Below are 15607 nucleotides of genomic sequence, written 5' to 3'. Positions count from 1 at the left end.
CACCCGCGAAGAGGCCGCCACTGTTTTCACAAGATCCTGTCAAACTGCTCCGGCCAGTCCCTGCGGGTAAACACCTGCCCTTCCCGCCTCACCCGCCGCACTTCCTCCAGGTCCACCTCACACACCAGCCACTGGCTGCACACCGGGCTCAGCGCCTCGCTCAACGCCACCACCCCATCCCCCGGCATCCCGTGATCCGGCGGAACGAACAACCCCGCCCGCCCGATATTCTCGTCCAGCGCCGGCGACCATGGCGCAAGCCCCACCGTAGGGCTCTGCAACACGGCAATCTGATTCTCCAACGCCCGCGCCTGGGCGCCGATGCGTACCCGGTGGTAACCCGCCTCGGTATCGGTACAGCTGGGCGCCAGGATCAGGTCGGCACCCGCCTCGGCCAGGCCCCTGGCCAGCATGGGGAATTCATTGTCATAACAGATCAGGATGCCCAGGCGCCCCAACTCGGTGTCGAACACCTGCAGCCCCTGGCCCGCCGCGATGTCCCACTGCTCTCGCTCGAACCGGGTCATCATCAGCTTGTCCTGGTAACCCAGCACACCCTTGGGGCCGAACAGCCAGGCACGGTTGCGGTACCGCCCATCGCTGTCCAGCACCGGCACGCTACCGGGTTGCAGGTAGATCCCCCAGCGCCGGGCAAGGCTTTCGCACAGTGCCTTCCAGGGTTCGATCAACGGCTGGATGCCGGCAATCGAAGCCTTCAAGTCGCCCCGCTGCTCGACACTCAGTTGGCCGCTCAATACCAGCCCGGCGTATTCCGGCAGCAGCAGCAAGCGTGCGCCCGCCTCCACGGCCTCGGCGCACAGGCCCTGCAGGTGGTCGGCGTAGGCGTCCCAGGTTTCATGCAGTTCGATGGCGTACTGGCAGGCCGCCAGGCGGATCATATCGGCAGTTCCTTCAGCCAGAACGACATCAGCTTGTCCGAACTTTCCTGTTCATCCAGGTCGCGCCAGGCGTAGGTGGTGCGCAATGACGGGTCATGCAGGAAGCCGCGGTTGCGCCAGAAACCGTGCAAAGGTTTGTAGTCTGCCGGCCGTCGCGGGTGCACACCTGGCCGCTCCACCGCGCAGAACGCGCAGTAATCGAATTCGGCCAGTTTGTGCGCATAGGACTCGCGTTCAATGAAGAAGCGCACGCCCAGGCCCTGGCCACGGTACTCCGGCAACACCAGCGACTCACCGAAGTAATAGACGCTGGCCGGGTCGCGGCCCTGGGCCAGGAACGGCTGCTGGAACTCGGAGGCGACATCCACCAGCGGCAGGCCGGTGGAAGCGCCCACCACCTTGCCTTCGTCCAGCGCCAGCACCACCAGGCTGCGCCCGGAACGGGCATAGGCGGCCAGGTAGTCAGCCTCGTACTGCGGGGTACCGTCGTAAAGGTAGGGAAACTCGCGAAACACGCTAAGGCGCAGGCGAGCGAGGTCATCGATGTATGGCGCGATAGCGGCGCCGTGCAACAGGCGTATTTCCATGCTTGGCGGTCGTTTTGTCGATGTGGATGACGCGCTCGGCTAAGCCGGGCTTGAGGGGAAACCCTATCATCCGAGGCAACGACCCGCCTTTTCCCTACACGACAGGTATTGTTCCATGACCGCTACCGAACTGGTAAATGCTTACTATGCGGCGTTCAACGCCGGTGACATGCCGGGCTTTCTCGCCCTGCTCAGCGAGGACGTAATTCACGACATCAACCAGGGCGAGCGGCAAATGGGCAAGGCCCGGTTTGCCGCGTTCATGGACAAGATGAACCGCTGCTACCGCGAACGCCTGGCCGATATCGTGGTGATGCAGAATGCCAACGGCAGCCGCGCGGCGGCAGAGTTCACCGTGCATGGCGAATACCTGGCCGATGACCAAGGGTTGCCGGCAGCCAACGGGCAGACCTATGTGCTGCCGGCGGGGGCGTTTTTCTATATCCACTGCGGCAAGATTGCCCGGGTGACCAACTACTACAACCTGAATGACTGGGTTGAGCAGGTAGCCTGAGCTGCTTTGAATGCATTGCCTGTACCGGCCTCTTCGCGGGTAAACCCGCTCCCACAGGTACACCACCCCTATCAGGTTCAATGGGATCCCTGTGGGAGCGGGTTTACCCGCGAAGGGGCCCGGTCAGGCGATACGGGTACCCAGCACCTTGAGGAAGGCCGCCAGCCACGCCGGGTGCGCTGGCCACGCCGGTGCGGTCACCAGGTTGCCATCCACATGGGCCTGGTCCACCGCGATATCAATGAACGTGCCGCCCGCCAGGCGCACCTCCGGCGCACACGCCGGGTACGCGCTGCATTCGCGCCCCTCCAGCACACCCGCCGCCGCCAGCAGCTGGGCACCATGGCACACCGCGGCAATCGGCTTGCCGGCCTGGTCGAACGCCCGCACCAGTTCCAGCACTTTCTCATCCAGGCGCAGGTATTCCGGCGCACGGCCACCCGGGATCAGCAGCGCGTCGTAACTCTCGGGCCGTACCCGCACAAAGTCGTAATTCAGGGCAAAGTTGTGCCCCGGCTTTTCGCTGTAGGTCTGCTCACCCTCAAAATCATGGATGGCAGTGCGCACGGTCTGCCCCGCCAGTTTCTCCGGGCACACCGCATGCACGGTGTGGCCCACCATGCTCAAGGCCTGGAACGGCACCATCGCCTCGTAATCCTCGACGTAGTCGCCCACCAGCATCAGAATCTTCTTCGCCGTCATCGCACCCACTCCTTCGGTTAACCGTGAACAGTCAATGCACGATAGCCGCTGTCAGTCGCGGCGGTCGAGCACGTTGACCACCAGTCGGTCGATCCAGCCCCAGATCCGTTGTTTTACCCTGCGCCACAGGGGGCGGGCATGCCAGTGGTCGAGGTCGACTTCCTCGCTCAGGGCAAAGTCGCGCTCGAAGCTGGCCACCACCGCCGCCGTCAACGGCGGGTCGAGCGCCTCGATGTTGGCCTCAAGGTTGAAGCGCAGGTTCCAGTGGTCGAAGTTGCACGACCCCACGCTGACCCAGTCGTCTACCACGGCCATCTTCAGGTGCAGGAAGCACGGTTGATATTCGAAAATCCGTACTCCGGCGCGCAGCAGGCGTGGGTAATAACGGTGCCCGGCGTAGCGGACCGACGGGTGGTCGGTGCGTGGGCCGGTCAGCAACAGGCGCACATCAAGCCCCTTGCTGGCGGCACGGCGCAACGAACGGCGCACGCTCCAGGTCGGCAGAAAGTACGGCGTGGCCAGCCATACCCGTTGCTTGCCACTGTTCAGCGCCCGCACCAGCGAATGCAGGATGTCCTGGTGCTGGCGGGCGTCGGCATAGGCCACCCGGCCCATGCCCTGCCCGTGGGCAGGCACCTTGGGCAGGCGCGGCAGGCCGAAACCTTCGGCAGGGCGCCAGGCGGTGCGGCGGTTGTTGGCGTACCACTGGCGGTCGAACAGCAGTTGCCAGTCGGTTACCACCGGCCCCAGAATCTGCACCATCACCTCATGCCATTCGCTGGTCGCGTCCCCCGGCTTCCAGAACTCGTCGGTAACGCCAGTGCCGCCCACCACCGCCCAGCGTTCGTCCACCAGCAGCAGCTTGCGGTGGTCGCGGTACAGGTTGCGCAGGCCACGCTTCCAGCGCAGGCGGTTGTACCAGCGCAGGTACACACCGGCTTCCAGCAGGCGCTGGCGCAGGGCGCTGTTGAAGGCCAGCGAGCCATAGTCATCGAACAGGCAACGCACCCGCACGCCACGCCGGGCGGCCTGCTCCAGCGCTTCGACCACCGCCTCGGCACAGGCGCCGGCCTCGACCAGGTACAGCTCCAGGTCAACCTGAAACTCGGCACGCTCGATTGCCGCCAGCATGCGCGGAAAGAACTCGGGGCCGTCGATCAGCAGTTCGAACTGGTTGCCATCCCGCCAAGGGAAGACCGGCCCCGGCATGTCAGCGGGCGGTGAAAATCAGTACCGCGTTAACCGGCACCGACGGGTTGATGGACTTGAGCCCGGCAAACTTGCGCAGGCTTTCCAGCCCCGGCAGCAAACCGAAATCCTCGGCGCGCAGCAGCAGCGGTTCCAGGGTCACAACCTGAAAGCGCCGCGCATCCAGGCGAGTGGCCAGCAGCAGGGCGTTGTAGCTGTGCGACTGGCCATGCAACGTGACCGTCAGCGGCAGGCGCAACTCGAGTTGTGCACCATCGGCCAGGTCATTGATCGGCCGCAGATCGATCTGCGCCTTAACCGTGGCCTCGGCGAAGCGCCCTACCTCGAACAGGTTGTCACGCATTTGCTCGTCACGCAGCGGGATGCCGCTGCTGACCGAGTCCATCTCGATGCTCAGCCCCGCCACGCCTTTGCGGTCGACCGTGCCATGCAGCACCAGAAAGCGGTGCACTTCGGCGGTGTCACCGTTCTTGCCGGTAATGAACGACAGGCGCGACGATTCGCCATCGAGGTGCCAATTGGCATGGGCGGGCAGGCACAAAGCCAGCAACAAGGCGGGCAGTAGACGGGGCAGTTTGAACATGACAGATCTCGTGAAACCAAGCCGCCAACCTTACCCGCCCGCCTTCATGGCAGCAAGCGGCAGCCCTCGCGCAGGCCTTGCCAGGCAGCCTGATTGCGCCGCCCAAGCCCCTCGGCGGTGACCAGCCGCTGCTGGCTGTTTTCCTCCAGCAGGCTCAGCGGCAGCCATTGCTTTACATAACCTTGGCAGTAGGCCTGCTCGAAGCCCATGACAAAGCGGCACGAGCAGTACTCCTTGGCCGAGTAGGCCGAGAGGATGCCGGGGAAATCCCCCAGGGCCTGGCGCTCCTGCCAGGCCCAGAACAACAGCCCCAGCAGCACCAGCAACAAGACCCGTTTCATGTGCCCTCCCGGGCCAGTGCGGCCAGTACCCGCTTGAGCAGTTCGTCGTGCTGGTAACTGCCGTCGCGGTCATCGGCATAGCGCACGATCACCAGCTTTTGCGCAGGCAGTACGTACAGCGCCTGGCCCCAGTGGCCAAGGGCGGCGTAGGTGTCGACAGGCGCACTTGGCCAAGGCCGCTCGGCGCCGGCCAGCGGCTGGTTGAGCCACCAGTGGCCACCAGGGTTGGCTTCACCCGGCACAGGTTCGGCATGGGCAAACGCTGTACGGTTGAAGGCCACCCAGGCCTTGGGCAACAGCTGCCGGCCTTGCCAACGCCCGTCGCGCTGCATCAGCAAGCCGATACGCGCCAGGTCACGGGCGCTGAGGTACAGGTAGGAAGAGCCCACGTAGGTGCCCGCCCGGTCACGCTCCCACACCGCGCTGTCGATACCCAGCGGGGTGAACAGCGCATGCCAGGGGTAATCGGGGTATTGCCCGTCATCGAGCATGCCGCGCAGCGCGGCGGCCAGCAGGTTGCTGTCGCCACTGGAGTAGAGGAATCGCTGACCGGGGCTGGCCGACGCCCCCCGCGCCGCCGTATAGGCCGCCATGTCCTCGCGGCCACGGGTATACAGCATGGCCACCACCGAGGACTTGAGCGGGGCGTATTCGTAGTCTTCCTGCCAGTCCAGGCCACTGGCCCAGTGCAGCAGATCAGCCATGCGTATGCCGGGATGGCCGCGCATGGCGGGGTAGAAGCGGGTGACCGGATCTTGCAGCTGAAAGCGCCCTTCGCCTTGGGCCACGCCCATCAGCGTTGCGAGTACGCTCTTGCTGACCGACCAGGTCAGGTGCGCGGTGGCGGCAGTGGTGGGGGCGCTGTAGCGCTCGTGGAGGATGCGGCCGTCGCGGATGATCAGCAGCGCGTCGGTGCGGATGCCGCTGCGGTCGGGGGCGGTACGAGGGGGGAAGGCGTAGGCGTCGACGGCTTGCCAGTAGAGGGTGGCAGGGTCGTTCTGCCAGTCAGGGTCAGGCCAGTTCTCCGCCCTGGCGGAGGCCATGGCCATGCAAAGCAGCAGTAGCAGACCTTTCAGCATTCCAGTACAGGCTCGCGTTTTTGGGGCTGCCTTGCAGCCCTTCGCGGGCTCGCCCGCTCCCACAGAGACCGCACATTAGATGAGGTCAGCGCCATACCTGTGGGAGCGGGCAAGCCCGCGAAGGGCCGCAAGGCGGCCCCGGGATTCGTCCGTTCACACAACCCTATCAGGCATTCATGACAATCCCGCAGCCACCCAAGCCTTGTTCAACCGCTTCTCGCGCGCCGCCGCAGCCAACGCCATCACCCCTTGGTCACGCTGCCAGATTTCCGCCCAATGCACCGGCCCTGCCGCCAGGGCCGCATCGATGGCACCCCGCAATCTCTGAAACTGCGCAAACAACCCGCCCAGCAACAAATGGCACCCCACGCTGTCGGCACACTGCCGGCTGCCCTCGGCACACCCTGCCAGCAGCCCAAGCAATTGCAGCCGTAAATCCTGTGGCCAGGCGCTTTCCTGCCCCACGCCATACAACCAGGCCGTCAGCGCCGTGAGCACGTACAAGTCCTCCAGCGAGCGAAACGGCTTCACATAGGCATCCCAACCGTCACCGGCCAGCAATTCGCACGTCGCCTGTTCCAGCAGCAAGCGCCCATGGCCCACCTCCGGCATCAGCGGCAGGGTCGGCAATGGCTCCAGGGTCACGCCTGGCTCCCCGGGGTAGACCACAGCCAGGTTCAACTGTGGCGCCGCGCCTGCCGTTTCGCTGCGCGCCGCCACCAGCAGCCACTCCGCCTCCAGCCCGGCGGTGACGAAGTCCTTGCTGCCGGTCAGCCGCAAACCGTCCAGCCGCGTGTGCATGTCCGCCGGCCTTACGCTGCGCCGCTCGGTGGCGCACAAGGCACCGAGGCTGGGCGGTGCACTGGGCCACAGCACGCGCAAGGCGGCCTGGTAACCCACCAGGAAAGCCAGGCCCGGCGTGGCCATCGCGCGCCCGCCCAGTGCCGCCAGTTCGAAGGGAGCAACCGGGCCGAGGCGCTCGAGCAGCGCGGCGTAGGTTTCGCCCAGAGTGCCCGCCAACGCGTGGCGAAGCGGGTCGTTCAATCGTTGCAACCAGGCCATGGGACGGCTCCTTGCTGGGGCTTTCTGGTCAAGGTTCGGGGGTGTCACGCAAGCATCACCAAAGATTCACAGGGGTGACACCGCGCCTACCTAGGCTGACTTTGCACAACAAAGCCGACCGGCCGCAACCCTTCATGGCTGGCTTATGGAGACTCGTAATGACTCGGATCGCTCATTCTGGCGACAACAGCACTGAACGCCGTCTGCAAGCCGAACGCCTGGTTGGCGCCGCGGCGCTGCAGGAGGCCCAGGCCCTGCGCTTCAAAGTGTTCAGCGCCGAATTCAAGGCCAAGCTAAAGGGTGCCGAGCAGGGCCTGGACATGGACGATTACGACGTACACTGCCGCCACATTGGTGTGCGCGACCTGAGCACCGGCGAGCTGGTGGCCACCACCCGCCTGCTCGACCACCAGGCCGCCAGCAGCCTGGGCCGCTTCTACAGCGAAGAAGAATTCCGCCTGCACGGCCTGTTGCAGCTGCAGGGCCCGATCCTGGAGCTGGGCCGAACCTGCGTAGCCCCCGACTACCGCAACGGCGGCACCATCGCCGTGCTGTGGGGTGAACTGGCCGAGGTGCTCAACGAGGGCCGCTACAGCTACCTGATGGGCTGCGCCAGCATCCCCATGCAGGACGGCGGCGTGCAGGCCCATGCGGTGATGCAGCGCCTGCGTGAGCGTTACCTGTGCAACGAGCACCTACGTGCCGAGCCGAAGAACCCGCTGCCAAGCCTGGCCCTGCCGGGTAACGTCATCGCCGAAATGCCACCGCTGCTCAAGGCCTACATGCGCCTGGGCGCGAAGATTTGCGGCGAGCCGTGCTGGGACGAGGACTTCCAGGTGGCCGACGTATTCATCCTGCTCAAGCGCGACGACCTGTGCCCGCGCTACGCCCGCCACTTCAAGGCGGCGGTCTGATGCCGAAGTTGCGGGTAGTCGCCCGCCTGACCCGACTGCTGCTGGTGCTGTTGCTGGGCATGCTGATGGCCAGCGTTATCGCCCTCGGTGAACGCCTGGGCTTCAAGGCCCCCATCGAACGCCGCCAGCGCTGGACCTGCCTGTTCATGAAACGCCTGGTTGCTGCCCTGCCCTTCGAGGTGAAGGTAGTCGGCGAGTTGCCACAGCGGCCGATGCTGTGGGTCAGCAACCACATCTCGTGGACCGATATCCCCCTGCTCGGCATGCTGCTGCCGCTGTCGTTTTTGTCCAAGGCCGAGGTGCGTCATTGGCCGGTGGCGGGTTGGCTGGCGGAAAAGGCCGGCACGCTGTTCATCCGCCGTGGCGGGGGTGACAGCCAGCGCCTGCGTGAACAGATCGCCGGGCAACTGGGGCTGGCCCGGCCGCTGCTGATTTTCCCCGAAGGCACCACGACCAGCGGTCGCACCTTGCGCACCTTCCATGGCCGCCTGCTGGCTGGGGCCATTGACCGCGGCGTGGGCGTGCAGCCGGTGGCTATCCAGTATTTGCGTGACGGCCAGATCGACCCGATTGCGCCGTTCATTGGCGATGATGACCTGGTGTCGCACCTGATGCGCCTGTTTGCCCAGCCGCGGGGCGAGGTGTGCATTCACCTGCTGCAACCGATCGGTAGCGTGGGCAAGGAACGTGCGGTGCTGGCGTTGCAGGCGCAGCAGGCGATTCACCTGGCGCTGTTCGGGGTTGAAGAAGTTGAAGCAGTGCCACGGCGGCAGGCGCGGGCTGCCTGAATTTTTTGCACCGCTTGTTCCGGCCCTTTCGCGGGTAAACCCGCTCCCACAGGTACGGCGCACATGCCGAAAACTGTGGTGACCTTGTGGGAGCGGGTTTACCCGCGAATAGGCCGGCACTACCAATGCAAGACTAACTGTCAGCCATCCGCCCCGCCGCCGCAAACGCCTGTAGCTGCGGGTAGAACTCGCGAAAATCCGCCAGCAGCGGCTCGTACAGCCGCTCCAGCTCCACCATCACCCCGGCCATGCCCTCAGGCCGCGACAAGCGCCGGGCAATGCCGTTGAACACCTGCTCCAGCGTGTCGAAATCGCCATACGCCCCCAGCCAGTCATCGGCCGCCATGAACGGCGCAATCCGCGCCAGCCGCCCCGGCAGCTCGGGCTCCGCCAGCAGCACCCGGTAAAATGCGCCAGTAAACTGCTCCAGCGGCTGATCGGCGTAGGTCCCCCAATGCCGCGCCAGGCAATGGTCGAAAAACACATCCAGCACAATGCCGGCAAAGCGCCGCCGCTCGCGCGGAAAGCGCGCCAGCGCCGCCAGCACCAACGGGTGCCGATCGGTGTAGCTGTCGATATGTCGGTGCAGCCGGATAGCCGCCTCCAGCGCAGGTGGGAAGCGCCCTTCCAGCGAGCCTTTGACGAAATCGCCGTACAGGCTGCCAAGCAGTTGTTGCGGCGCCGGGCCGCCCAGGTGCAGGTGTGCGAGGTAGTTCATGGGCGCAGTCTAGCACCGCTCACCAGCATATCGTTATAACGCGATATAGCGATTCGTGCTCAGCTCAGAACCTCTTCATATTTGTGTATCGGGATCGGGCGATTTACATTTCGCCCTATCGCGATATACCGCTACAACGAGCCTCAACCCATGCCTCTCGATCTCGACGAAATCATAAAAGCGCTGGCCCATCCGGTCAGGCGAGAAATCCTCAGCTGGCTGAAAGACCCGGCAACGCAATTCCCCGACCAGTACCACAGCACCGAAAACGGTGTGTGTGCCGGGCAGATCGACCAACGCTGCGGCTTGTCGCAGTCGACCGTCTCCGCCCACCTGGCCACCTTGCAGCGCGCCGGGCTGATCAGCAGCCAGAAGATTGGCCAATGGCACTTCTTCAAACGCAACGAAGCCACCATCGAGGCGTTCCTCGAACAACTGCGCCAAGCACTTTGACAAGGCAGGTAACCGCTATGACCACGCTTTTCGATCCGATCACCCTGGGCGACCTGCAACTGCCCAACCGCATCATCATGGCCCCGCTCACCCGCTGCCGTGCCGACGAAGGCCGCGTGCCCAATGCGCTGATGGCCGAATACTATGTGCAGCGCGCCAGCGCCGGGCTGATCCTCAGCGAGGCGACTTCGGTCAGTGCCATGGGCGTCGGCTACCCGGATACCCCCGGCATCTGGAACGATGAGCAGGTGCGTGGCTGGAACAACGTCACCAAGGCCGTGCATGCCGCCGGCGGGCGCATCTTCCTGCAACTGTGGCACGTTGGCCGTATTTCCCACCCCAGCTACCTGAACGGCGAGCTGCCGGTTGCCCCCAGCGCAATTCAGCCCAAGGGCCATGTAAGCCTGGTGCGCCCGCTGAGTGATTTCCCCACCCCACGCGCGCTGGAAACCGAAGAAATCATCGATATCGTCGAGGCCTACCGCAGCGGCGCCGAGAATGCCAAGGCTGCCGGTTTCGATGGTGTAGAGATTCACGGCGCCAACGGCTACCTGCTCGACCAGTTCCTGCAAAGCAGCACCAACCAGCGCACCGACCGCTACGGCGGCTCGCTGGAAAACCGTGCACGCCTGCTGCTGGAGGTGACCGATGCCGTCATCGAAGTGTGGGGCGCGAATCGCGTAGGCGTGCACCTGGCGCCGCGTGCCGATGCTCACGACATGGGTGATGCCGACCGCGCCGAAACCTTCACCTACGTGGCTCGCGAGCTGGGCAAGCGAGGCATTGCCTTTATCTGCTCGCGGGAGCGGGAAGCCGATGACAGCATCGGCCCATTGATCAAGGAAGCGTTCGGCGGCCCGTACATCGTCAACGAGCGGTTTGACAAAGCCAGCGCCAATGCGGCCCTGGCCAGTGGCAAGGCCGATGCAGTGGCGTTTGGCGTACCGTTCATCGCCAACCCCGACCTGCCGGCGCGGCTGGCGGCGGATGCACCCTTGAACGAGGCGCGGCCTGAGACCTTCTATGGCCAGGGGCCGGTTGGGTATATCGATTACCCGCGGCTGTGATTAACGGCCATTCGCGGGCACGCCCGCTCCCACAGGGATATCACCAGGCCTGAAGGCTGTTGAGATTCTGTGGGAGCGGGCGTGCCCGCGAAGAAGGTTCAGGTGATCTCAAGGCCGGGTACTGATCTGCTGTTGCAGGTTCTGGATCTGGCTCTGCAGGGTATTGAGGTTACGGGTGGTTTGCCCACGGAACGCATCGAACTCCTGCACCGACGCACCGCTGGACGCTGCCGGGCGGTTTTCCAGCTGCGTCTTGAGCACCAGCACATCCTGCTCCAGGCTTTCGATGGCCGCCTTCTGACCGCCTTGTTTCTTCAGTGCCGTGACCTCATCACTCAAGCTCTTGAGCTGCCCATCAAGCTTGCCGCCATCCACCTGGCCCGACTTCAACGCAGCCAGCTCGGCGTTGACTGCCTTCAATTGTGCCTGCAACTGGCCCTGCAGTTCGGTCACGGCCTTCTGCTGCTCGCGTGTATCGGCCAGCACCTGCTCCAGACGCTTGCCCAGATCGCCCGCCTGCCCGGCCACACCCTGTTGCTGCTTGCCTTGCTCGGCCAGGTTGGCCTGCAGCTGGCGAATCTGCAGTTTGAGCGCCTCGCTGCCGGTGCTCACCGAGGACTCGCTGGCGGCCACCTTGCCGCTGATCGCCTGCAGGCGCCCGGCCGCCTCCTCACTGATACGGGCAAAGCTTTCCTGGGTGGCCACCAATTGCTGTTCCATCAGTGAAATCTGCTGAAAGCTCCACCACCCCATCCCCGCCAGGGCAATGAACGAGGCCGCCAACAGCGCCCACAGCGCGCCTGTGCTGGCGGGCTTGGCTGCTTTCTGCCGGCCGCGCGACACGTGCGCGGGCAACAGCTCGTCATCATCAGGGGTACCGGCCCGCAAGGCAGGCACATCATCGAAATCGTCGAGAGCATCGTTGCGCATGGGTAGGTTCAATCGCAGTAGTAGCAAAGAGACAGGAGTATAAACCGCTCGTGCGGCGCACTGATGACCATGATCCGGGCGCCAGGTTCATTAGCCAACCGGCTGATGCTTCCACCAGCCACAAAATTCATCCAGCGCCGTCCACAGGCTGACCTTGGGCTGATAGTCCAGGTACTGCCGGGCACGGCTGATATCCAAGGTGAAATCACGGCTCATCACCTGCATCCCCAAGCGCGACAGGGTGGGTTGCGGGCGCCCCGGCCACAGCATGCAGGCCGCCTCGTTCACCGCGGCCAGGCTGTAGGCCAGGCCATAGGAACGGTAGCGGGTAACCTGCGGCAGTTGCATCTGGCGCATCACGTAGTTGACCACGTCCCACAGCGGCAGCGGCTGGCCGTTGCTGATGTTGTAGGCCTGGCCCAGGGCACGGTCATCGGCGAACAAGGCGCTGAGCAGTGCTTCGTTGAGGTTGTGCACGCTGGTGAAATCGACTTTGTTCAGGCCGTTGCCGATGATCGCCACGCGGCCTTTGCGCTGCATCTGCATCAGCCGCGGGAAGATGCTGGCATCGCCGGCACCGGTGACGAAGCGCGGGCGCAGCGCCAGCACTTCAAGGCCGAACTCCTGGGCACCGAACACTTTTTGCTCGGCCAGGTGCTTGGTCTGCCCATAGTGGTCGTGAAAACGGCGCGGCACCTGGTCTTCACGGATGTCCAGGCGCGAGCGGCCATTGAAGTAGATCGACGGCGACGACAGGTGCACCAGGCGCCGCACATGCTCCTTCAGGCAGCCCTCGACCACGTTTTCGGTGACAACCACGTTGCCTTGGTAGAAGTCCTGGTAGCGCCCCCAGTTGCCCACGGCGCCGGCACAGTGCACCACAGCCTCGATGCCCTGGCACAGGCGGCGGGCAAGCTCGGGATCACCCAGGTCGCCGGGGATGAACTGGGCGCCGCGCTTGACCAGGTGCTCGACCCCTTCGGCGCGGCGGCCGCTGACCCGCACGTCCAGGCCCTGCTCCAGGGCGAAGCGCGCAAAGCGCCCACCAATGAAGCCACTCGCGCCGGTGACCAGAATTCGCATGTAAGACTCCGTCTTGCCAGATTTCAGATGCAACTGACGCCAGCTGTGGCTACAAGGGCACCAGCCATTGCTGTGCGGTGTGCCGCAGGTGGTCGGTCAGTTGCGCGAGCAATTGCCCGCCATTGCGCCAATGATGCCAGTACAGCGGCACATCGATGGGGGTATCGCTGCAGATTTCCACCAACTGGCCGCTGGCCAACTGCTCCCGAGCCTGCAATTCGGGCACCAGCCCCCAGCCCAGCCCGGCCTCGGTCATGCGCAGGAAGCCTTCGGACGACGGGCACAGGTGGTGCAGGAAACCGTCCTCGATACCCAGTGATGCCAGGTAGCGATGCTGCAGGAAGTCATCCGGGCCATAAACGATTGCCGGGGTGCGGGCCAGGCGGCTGGCGACAAAACCCTGGGGGAAATGCCGCGCCATGAAGGCGGGGCTGGCCAACGCCCGGTAGCGCATGGCCCCCAGCAGCAGGCTGCGCGCCCCGGCAACCGGGCGTTCACTGCCACACAGGCAGGCCGCCACTTCGCCGGCACGCATGCGTTTCAGGCCCACTTCCTGGTCTTCTACCACCAGGTCGGTGAGCACGTTCTGCTGCGCACAGAAGTTACCCACCGCACCGGCCCACCAGGTGGCCAGGCTATCGGCGTTCAGGGCGATGCGCAGGCGCTCCGGCATGCCCTCCTCGTCCAGCGCCGGCACCTGGCGCTGCAAGTCACGTTCAAGCAGGCGCACCTGCTGCACATGGTTGAGCAACTGGCGGCCGACTTCGGTCGGGCTGGGCGGCGTGGCACGTACCAGCACCGGTTGCCCGACTCGCGCTTCGAGCAGCTTGATGCGCTGGGAGATGGCCGACTGCGACAGGCCCAGCACCTGCGCAGCGCGCTCGAAACCGCCCTGTTCGATCACCGCCGCCAGGGCGGCGAGCAACTTGTAGTCGAACATCTAATTTCCTAATGCCTGATCAGCTTTATTTGTTTTTCTTATACAGCGCCAAGCACCACAATGGCCAGCATCTTTAGTTTCCTTTATGGAGAGCACGCCATGTGGCAAAGCTATCTCAACGGCATGCTGGTGGCTTTCGGCCTGATCATGGCCATCGGCACCCAGAATGCCTTCGTCCTCGCCCAGAGCCTGCGCCGCGAGCATCACCTGCCGGTAGCGGCGCTGTGTATTGTCTGTGATGCTCTGCTGGTGGCTGCCGGGGTATTCGGCCTGGCCACGGTGCTGGCGCAAAACCCGACCTTGCTGGCCGTTGCGCGCTGGGGCGGCGCGTTGTTCCTGATCTGGTACGGCGTCAGAGCCCTGCGCAGTGCCTTTTCCAAACAAAGCCTGCAGCACCAGGAAGGCAAAGGCATGCGCTCGCGCCGTGCGGTACTGCTCAGTGCCCTGGCGGTAACGCTGCTGAACCCGCACGTTTACCTCGATACAGTGCTGCTGATCGGCTCGCTGGGCGCCCAGCAGACCGAGCCTGGCGCCTATGTGGCCGGCGCGGCCAGTGCCTCGCTGGTGTGGTTCTCGACCCTGGCGATCGGTGCGGCCTGGCTGGCACCGTGGCTGGCCCGCCCGGCGACCTGGCGCATGCTCGACCTGATGGTCGCGGTGATGATGTTCGCGGTGGCGGCGCAGTTGATCTTCAACTGACCGCTGGCCTGCATGGCCCGGCACACATCGGTTGGCCTGGAAACGACCACCACTGGTCGGTACCCGCCAACCGCGGCGGAACCTCTATTCCCTATGTTTGTTGCGTGGTTATGCGCCGGGGCTGGTGCTATGATCGACCCCTTGCGTCGCAAAGAGTACAAACTCGCCGACGCTCATAGGGCCGCCCGTGATCGGCCCTGCGCAAACCGCGAACTAGACCTGAATCAGGAGATCCACCATGGCTTTTGAATTGCCGCCGCTGCCGTACGCCCACGATGCCCTGCAGCCGCACATCTCCAAGGAAACCCTGGAGTATCACCACGACAAGCACCACAACACCTATGTCGTGAACCTGAACAACCTGGTCCCAGGCACCGAATTCGAAGGCAAGACCCTGGAAGAGATCGTCAAGACCTCTTCGGGTGGCATCTTCAACAACGCCGCTCAGGTCTGGAACCACACCTTCTACTGGAACTGCCTGGCACCTAACGCCGGTGGCCAACCGACCGGTGCCCTGGCTGACGCCATCAACGCCGCTTTCGGTTCCTTCGACAAGTTCAAGGAAGAGTTCACCAAGACTTCGGTTGGCACCTTCGGTTCCGGCTGGGGCTGGCTGGTGAAGAAAGCTGACGGTTCCCTGGCCCTGGCCAGCACCATCGGCGCCGGCTGCCCGCTGACCAGCGGCGACACCCCGCTGCTGACCTGCGACGTCTGGGAACACGCCTACTACATCGACTACCGCAACGTCCGTCCGAAGTACGTCGAGGCGTTCTGGAACCTGGTCAACTGGGCCTTCGTTGCCGAACAGTTCGAAGGTAATACCTTCAAGGCCTGAGTCCTTCAGCCCTGAACGTAAAAACCCGGCCATGTGCCGGGTTTTTTTATGCCTGTGCCCGCGAAGAGGCCGGCACGGTTTTGCTTGCTCAGCCCGTATACCGCGCTAACATCAAACCTCTGGAAGATTGACACAGCGCACTCAAGTTGCGGGGTCAGGCAACCGATACACTCCTCATGATCGGCCGGTAGTGTATCGTCATCG

19 protein-coding genes are annotated in these 15607 nt (G+C 64.3%); 7 read left to right on the top strand and 12 right to left on the bottom strand.

Going from position 1 to position 15607, the window contains the following annotated elements:
* Window positions 1-26: 26 nt before the first annotated feature.
* Together ABOC32_RS08350 and ABOC32_RS08345 are read right to left on the bottom strand one after the other, a co-directional pair.
* Window positions 27-899, bottom strand: a complete 873-nt coding sequence (locus ABOC32_RS08350) for a carbon-nitrogen hydrolase family protein (RefSeq protein ID WP_426810704.1) — start codon at window positions 897-899, stop codon at window positions 27-29.
* Window positions 896-1486, bottom strand: a complete 591-nt coding sequence (locus ABOC32_RS08345; protein WP_426810703.1) for a GNAT family N-acetyltransferase — start codon at window positions 1484-1486, stop codon at window positions 896-898. The genes ABOC32_RS08350 and ABOC32_RS08345 overlap by 4 nt, the downstream gene beginning before the upstream one ends.
* Window positions 1487-1601: 115 nt before the next feature.
* Between ABOC32_RS08345 and ABOC32_RS08340 the strand changes: the two genes are divergently transcribed.
* Window positions 1602-2000 (top strand): nuclear transport factor 2 family protein, encoded by a 399-nt coding sequence (locus ABOC32_RS08340; RefSeq protein WP_426810702.1) that lies wholly within the window; start codon window positions 1602-1604, stop codon window positions 1998-2000.
* Between the two features lie 123 nt (window positions 2001-2123).
* Here ABOC32_RS08340 and ABOC32_RS08335 read toward each other — a convergent pair whose 3' ends face one another.
* The 6 genes from ABOC32_RS08335 to ABOC32_RS08310 all read right to left on the bottom strand — a co-directional run bounded on the left by ABOC32_RS08335 (window position 2124) and on the right by ABOC32_RS08310 (window position 6976).
* Complete coding sequence (locus ABOC32_RS08335; RefSeq protein ID WP_012274008.1) at window positions 2124-2702, bottom strand: DJ-1/PfpI family protein; 579 nt, start codon at window positions 2700-2702, stop codon at window positions 2124-2126.
* A 51-nt stretch (window positions 2703-2753) separates the two neighbouring features.
* Complete coding sequence (locus ABOC32_RS08330) at window positions 2754-3911, bottom strand: phospholipase D-like domain-containing protein (RefSeq protein ID WP_426810701.1); 1158 nt, start codon at window positions 3909-3911, stop codon at window positions 2754-2756.
* 1 nt (window position 3912) lies between these two features.
* On the bottom strand, window positions 3913-4494 hold the full coding sequence (locus tag ABOC32_RS08325; protein ID WP_426810700.1) for a YceI family protein: 582 nt from the start codon (window positions 4492-4494) through the stop codon (window positions 3913-3915).
* Between the two features lie 44 nt (window positions 4495-4538).
* Window positions 4539-4835 (bottom strand): amidase, encoded by a 297-nt coding sequence (locus tag ABOC32_RS08320; RefSeq protein WP_426810699.1) that lies wholly within the window; start codon window positions 4833-4835, stop codon window positions 4539-4541.
* Window positions 4832-5914, bottom strand: a complete 1083-nt coding sequence (locus tag ABOC32_RS08315) for a serine hydrolase domain-containing protein (protein WP_426810698.1) — start codon at window positions 5912-5914, stop codon at window positions 4832-4834. Before ABOC32_RS08315 ends, ABOC32_RS08320 begins: the two co-directional genes overlap by 4 nt.
* A gap of 174 nt (window positions 5915-6088) precedes the next feature.
* On the bottom strand, window positions 6089-6976 hold the full coding sequence (locus ABOC32_RS08310; protein WP_426810697.1) for an acyl-CoA dehydrogenase: 888 nt from the start codon (window positions 6974-6976) through the stop codon (window positions 6089-6091).
* Between the two features lie 158 nt (window positions 6977-7134).
* Here ABOC32_RS08310 and olsB point away from each other — a divergent pair, with 158 nt between their 5' ends.
* Window positions 7135-7890, top strand: coding sequence for an L-ornithine N(alpha)-acyltransferase (gene olsB / locus ABOC32_RS08305; RefSeq protein ID WP_426810696.1), 756 nt, complete (start codon window positions 7135-7137; stop codon window positions 7888-7890).
* Window positions 7890-8678 carry a lysophospholipid acyltransferase family protein gene (locus ABOC32_RS08300; protein ID WP_426810695.1) on the top strand — a complete coding sequence of 263 codons (789 nt, stop codon included), beginning with the start codon at window positions 7890-7892 and terminating at the stop codon, window positions 8676-8678. Before olsB ends, ABOC32_RS08300 begins: the two co-directional genes overlap by 1 nt.
* 133 nt (window positions 8679-8811) lie before the next feature.
* Here ABOC32_RS08300 and ABOC32_RS08295 read toward each other — a convergent pair whose 3' ends face one another.
* On the bottom strand, window positions 8812-9396 hold the full coding sequence (locus tag ABOC32_RS08295) for an ACP phosphodiesterase (protein WP_426810694.1): 585 nt from the start codon (window positions 9394-9396) through the stop codon (window positions 8812-8814).
* Window positions 9397-9546: 150 nt separating this feature from the next.
* Between ABOC32_RS08295 and ABOC32_RS08290 the strand changes: the two genes are divergently transcribed.
* Window positions 9547-9849: an ArsR/SmtB family transcription factor gene (locus tag ABOC32_RS08290; RefSeq protein WP_016498090.1), complete on the top strand. Its 303-nt coding sequence runs from the start codon at window positions 9547-9549 to the stop codon at window positions 9847-9849.
* A gap of 17 nt (window positions 9850-9866) precedes the next feature.
* Complete coding sequence (locus ABOC32_RS08285) at window positions 9867-10916, top strand: alkene reductase (RefSeq protein ID WP_426810693.1); 1050 nt, start codon at window positions 9867-9869, stop codon at window positions 10914-10916.
* A 108-nt stretch (window positions 10917-11024) separates the two neighbouring features.
* Here ABOC32_RS08285 and ABOC32_RS08280 read toward each other — a convergent pair whose 3' ends face one another.
* The 3 genes from ABOC32_RS08280 to ABOC32_RS08270 form a co-directional block, all read right to left on the bottom strand.
* Window positions 11025-11846 carry an ATPase gene (locus tag ABOC32_RS08280; protein WP_426810692.1) on the bottom strand — a complete coding sequence of 274 codons (822 nt, stop codon included), beginning with the start codon at window positions 11844-11846 and terminating at the stop codon, window positions 11025-11027.
* Window positions 11847-11936: 90 nt separating this feature from the next.
* Window positions 11937-12929, bottom strand: a complete 993-nt coding sequence (locus ABOC32_RS08275; RefSeq protein ID WP_426810691.1) for an NAD-dependent epimerase/dehydratase family protein — start codon at window positions 12927-12929, stop codon at window positions 11937-11939.
* Between the two features lie 49 nt (window positions 12930-12978).
* Entirely contained in the window at window positions 12979-13869 is an 891-nt protein-coding gene (locus ABOC32_RS08270; protein WP_426810690.1) for a LysR family transcriptional regulator ArgP, read from the bottom strand.
* A gap of 99 nt (window positions 13870-13968) precedes the next feature.
* On the opposite strand from ABOC32_RS08270, the gene ABOC32_RS08265 reads away from it, so the two are divergent.
* Together ABOC32_RS08265 and ABOC32_RS08260 are read left to right on the top strand one after the other, a co-directional pair.
* On the top strand, window positions 13969-14568 hold the full coding sequence (locus ABOC32_RS08265) for a LysE/ArgO family amino acid transporter (protein ID WP_234227668.1): 600 nt from the start codon (window positions 13969-13971) through the stop codon (window positions 14566-14568).
* A 238-nt stretch (window positions 14569-14806) separates the two neighbouring features.
* Complete coding sequence (locus tag ABOC32_RS08260) at window positions 14807-15403, top strand: superoxide dismutase (RefSeq protein WP_086975442.1); 597 nt, start codon at window positions 14807-14809, stop codon at window positions 15401-15403.
* Window positions 15404-15607 lie beyond the last annotated feature (204 nt).

Origin of the sequence: Pseudomonas sp. WOUb67, assembly GCF_050058005.1 — a bacterium.
Lineage (GTDB): Bacteria > Pseudomonadota > Gammaproteobacteria > Pseudomonadales > Pseudomonadaceae > Aquipseudomonas > Aquipseudomonas putida_R.
Note: the sequence above shows the minus strand (reverse complement) of the source record. Positions and strands in the feature narration are given on the sequence as shown.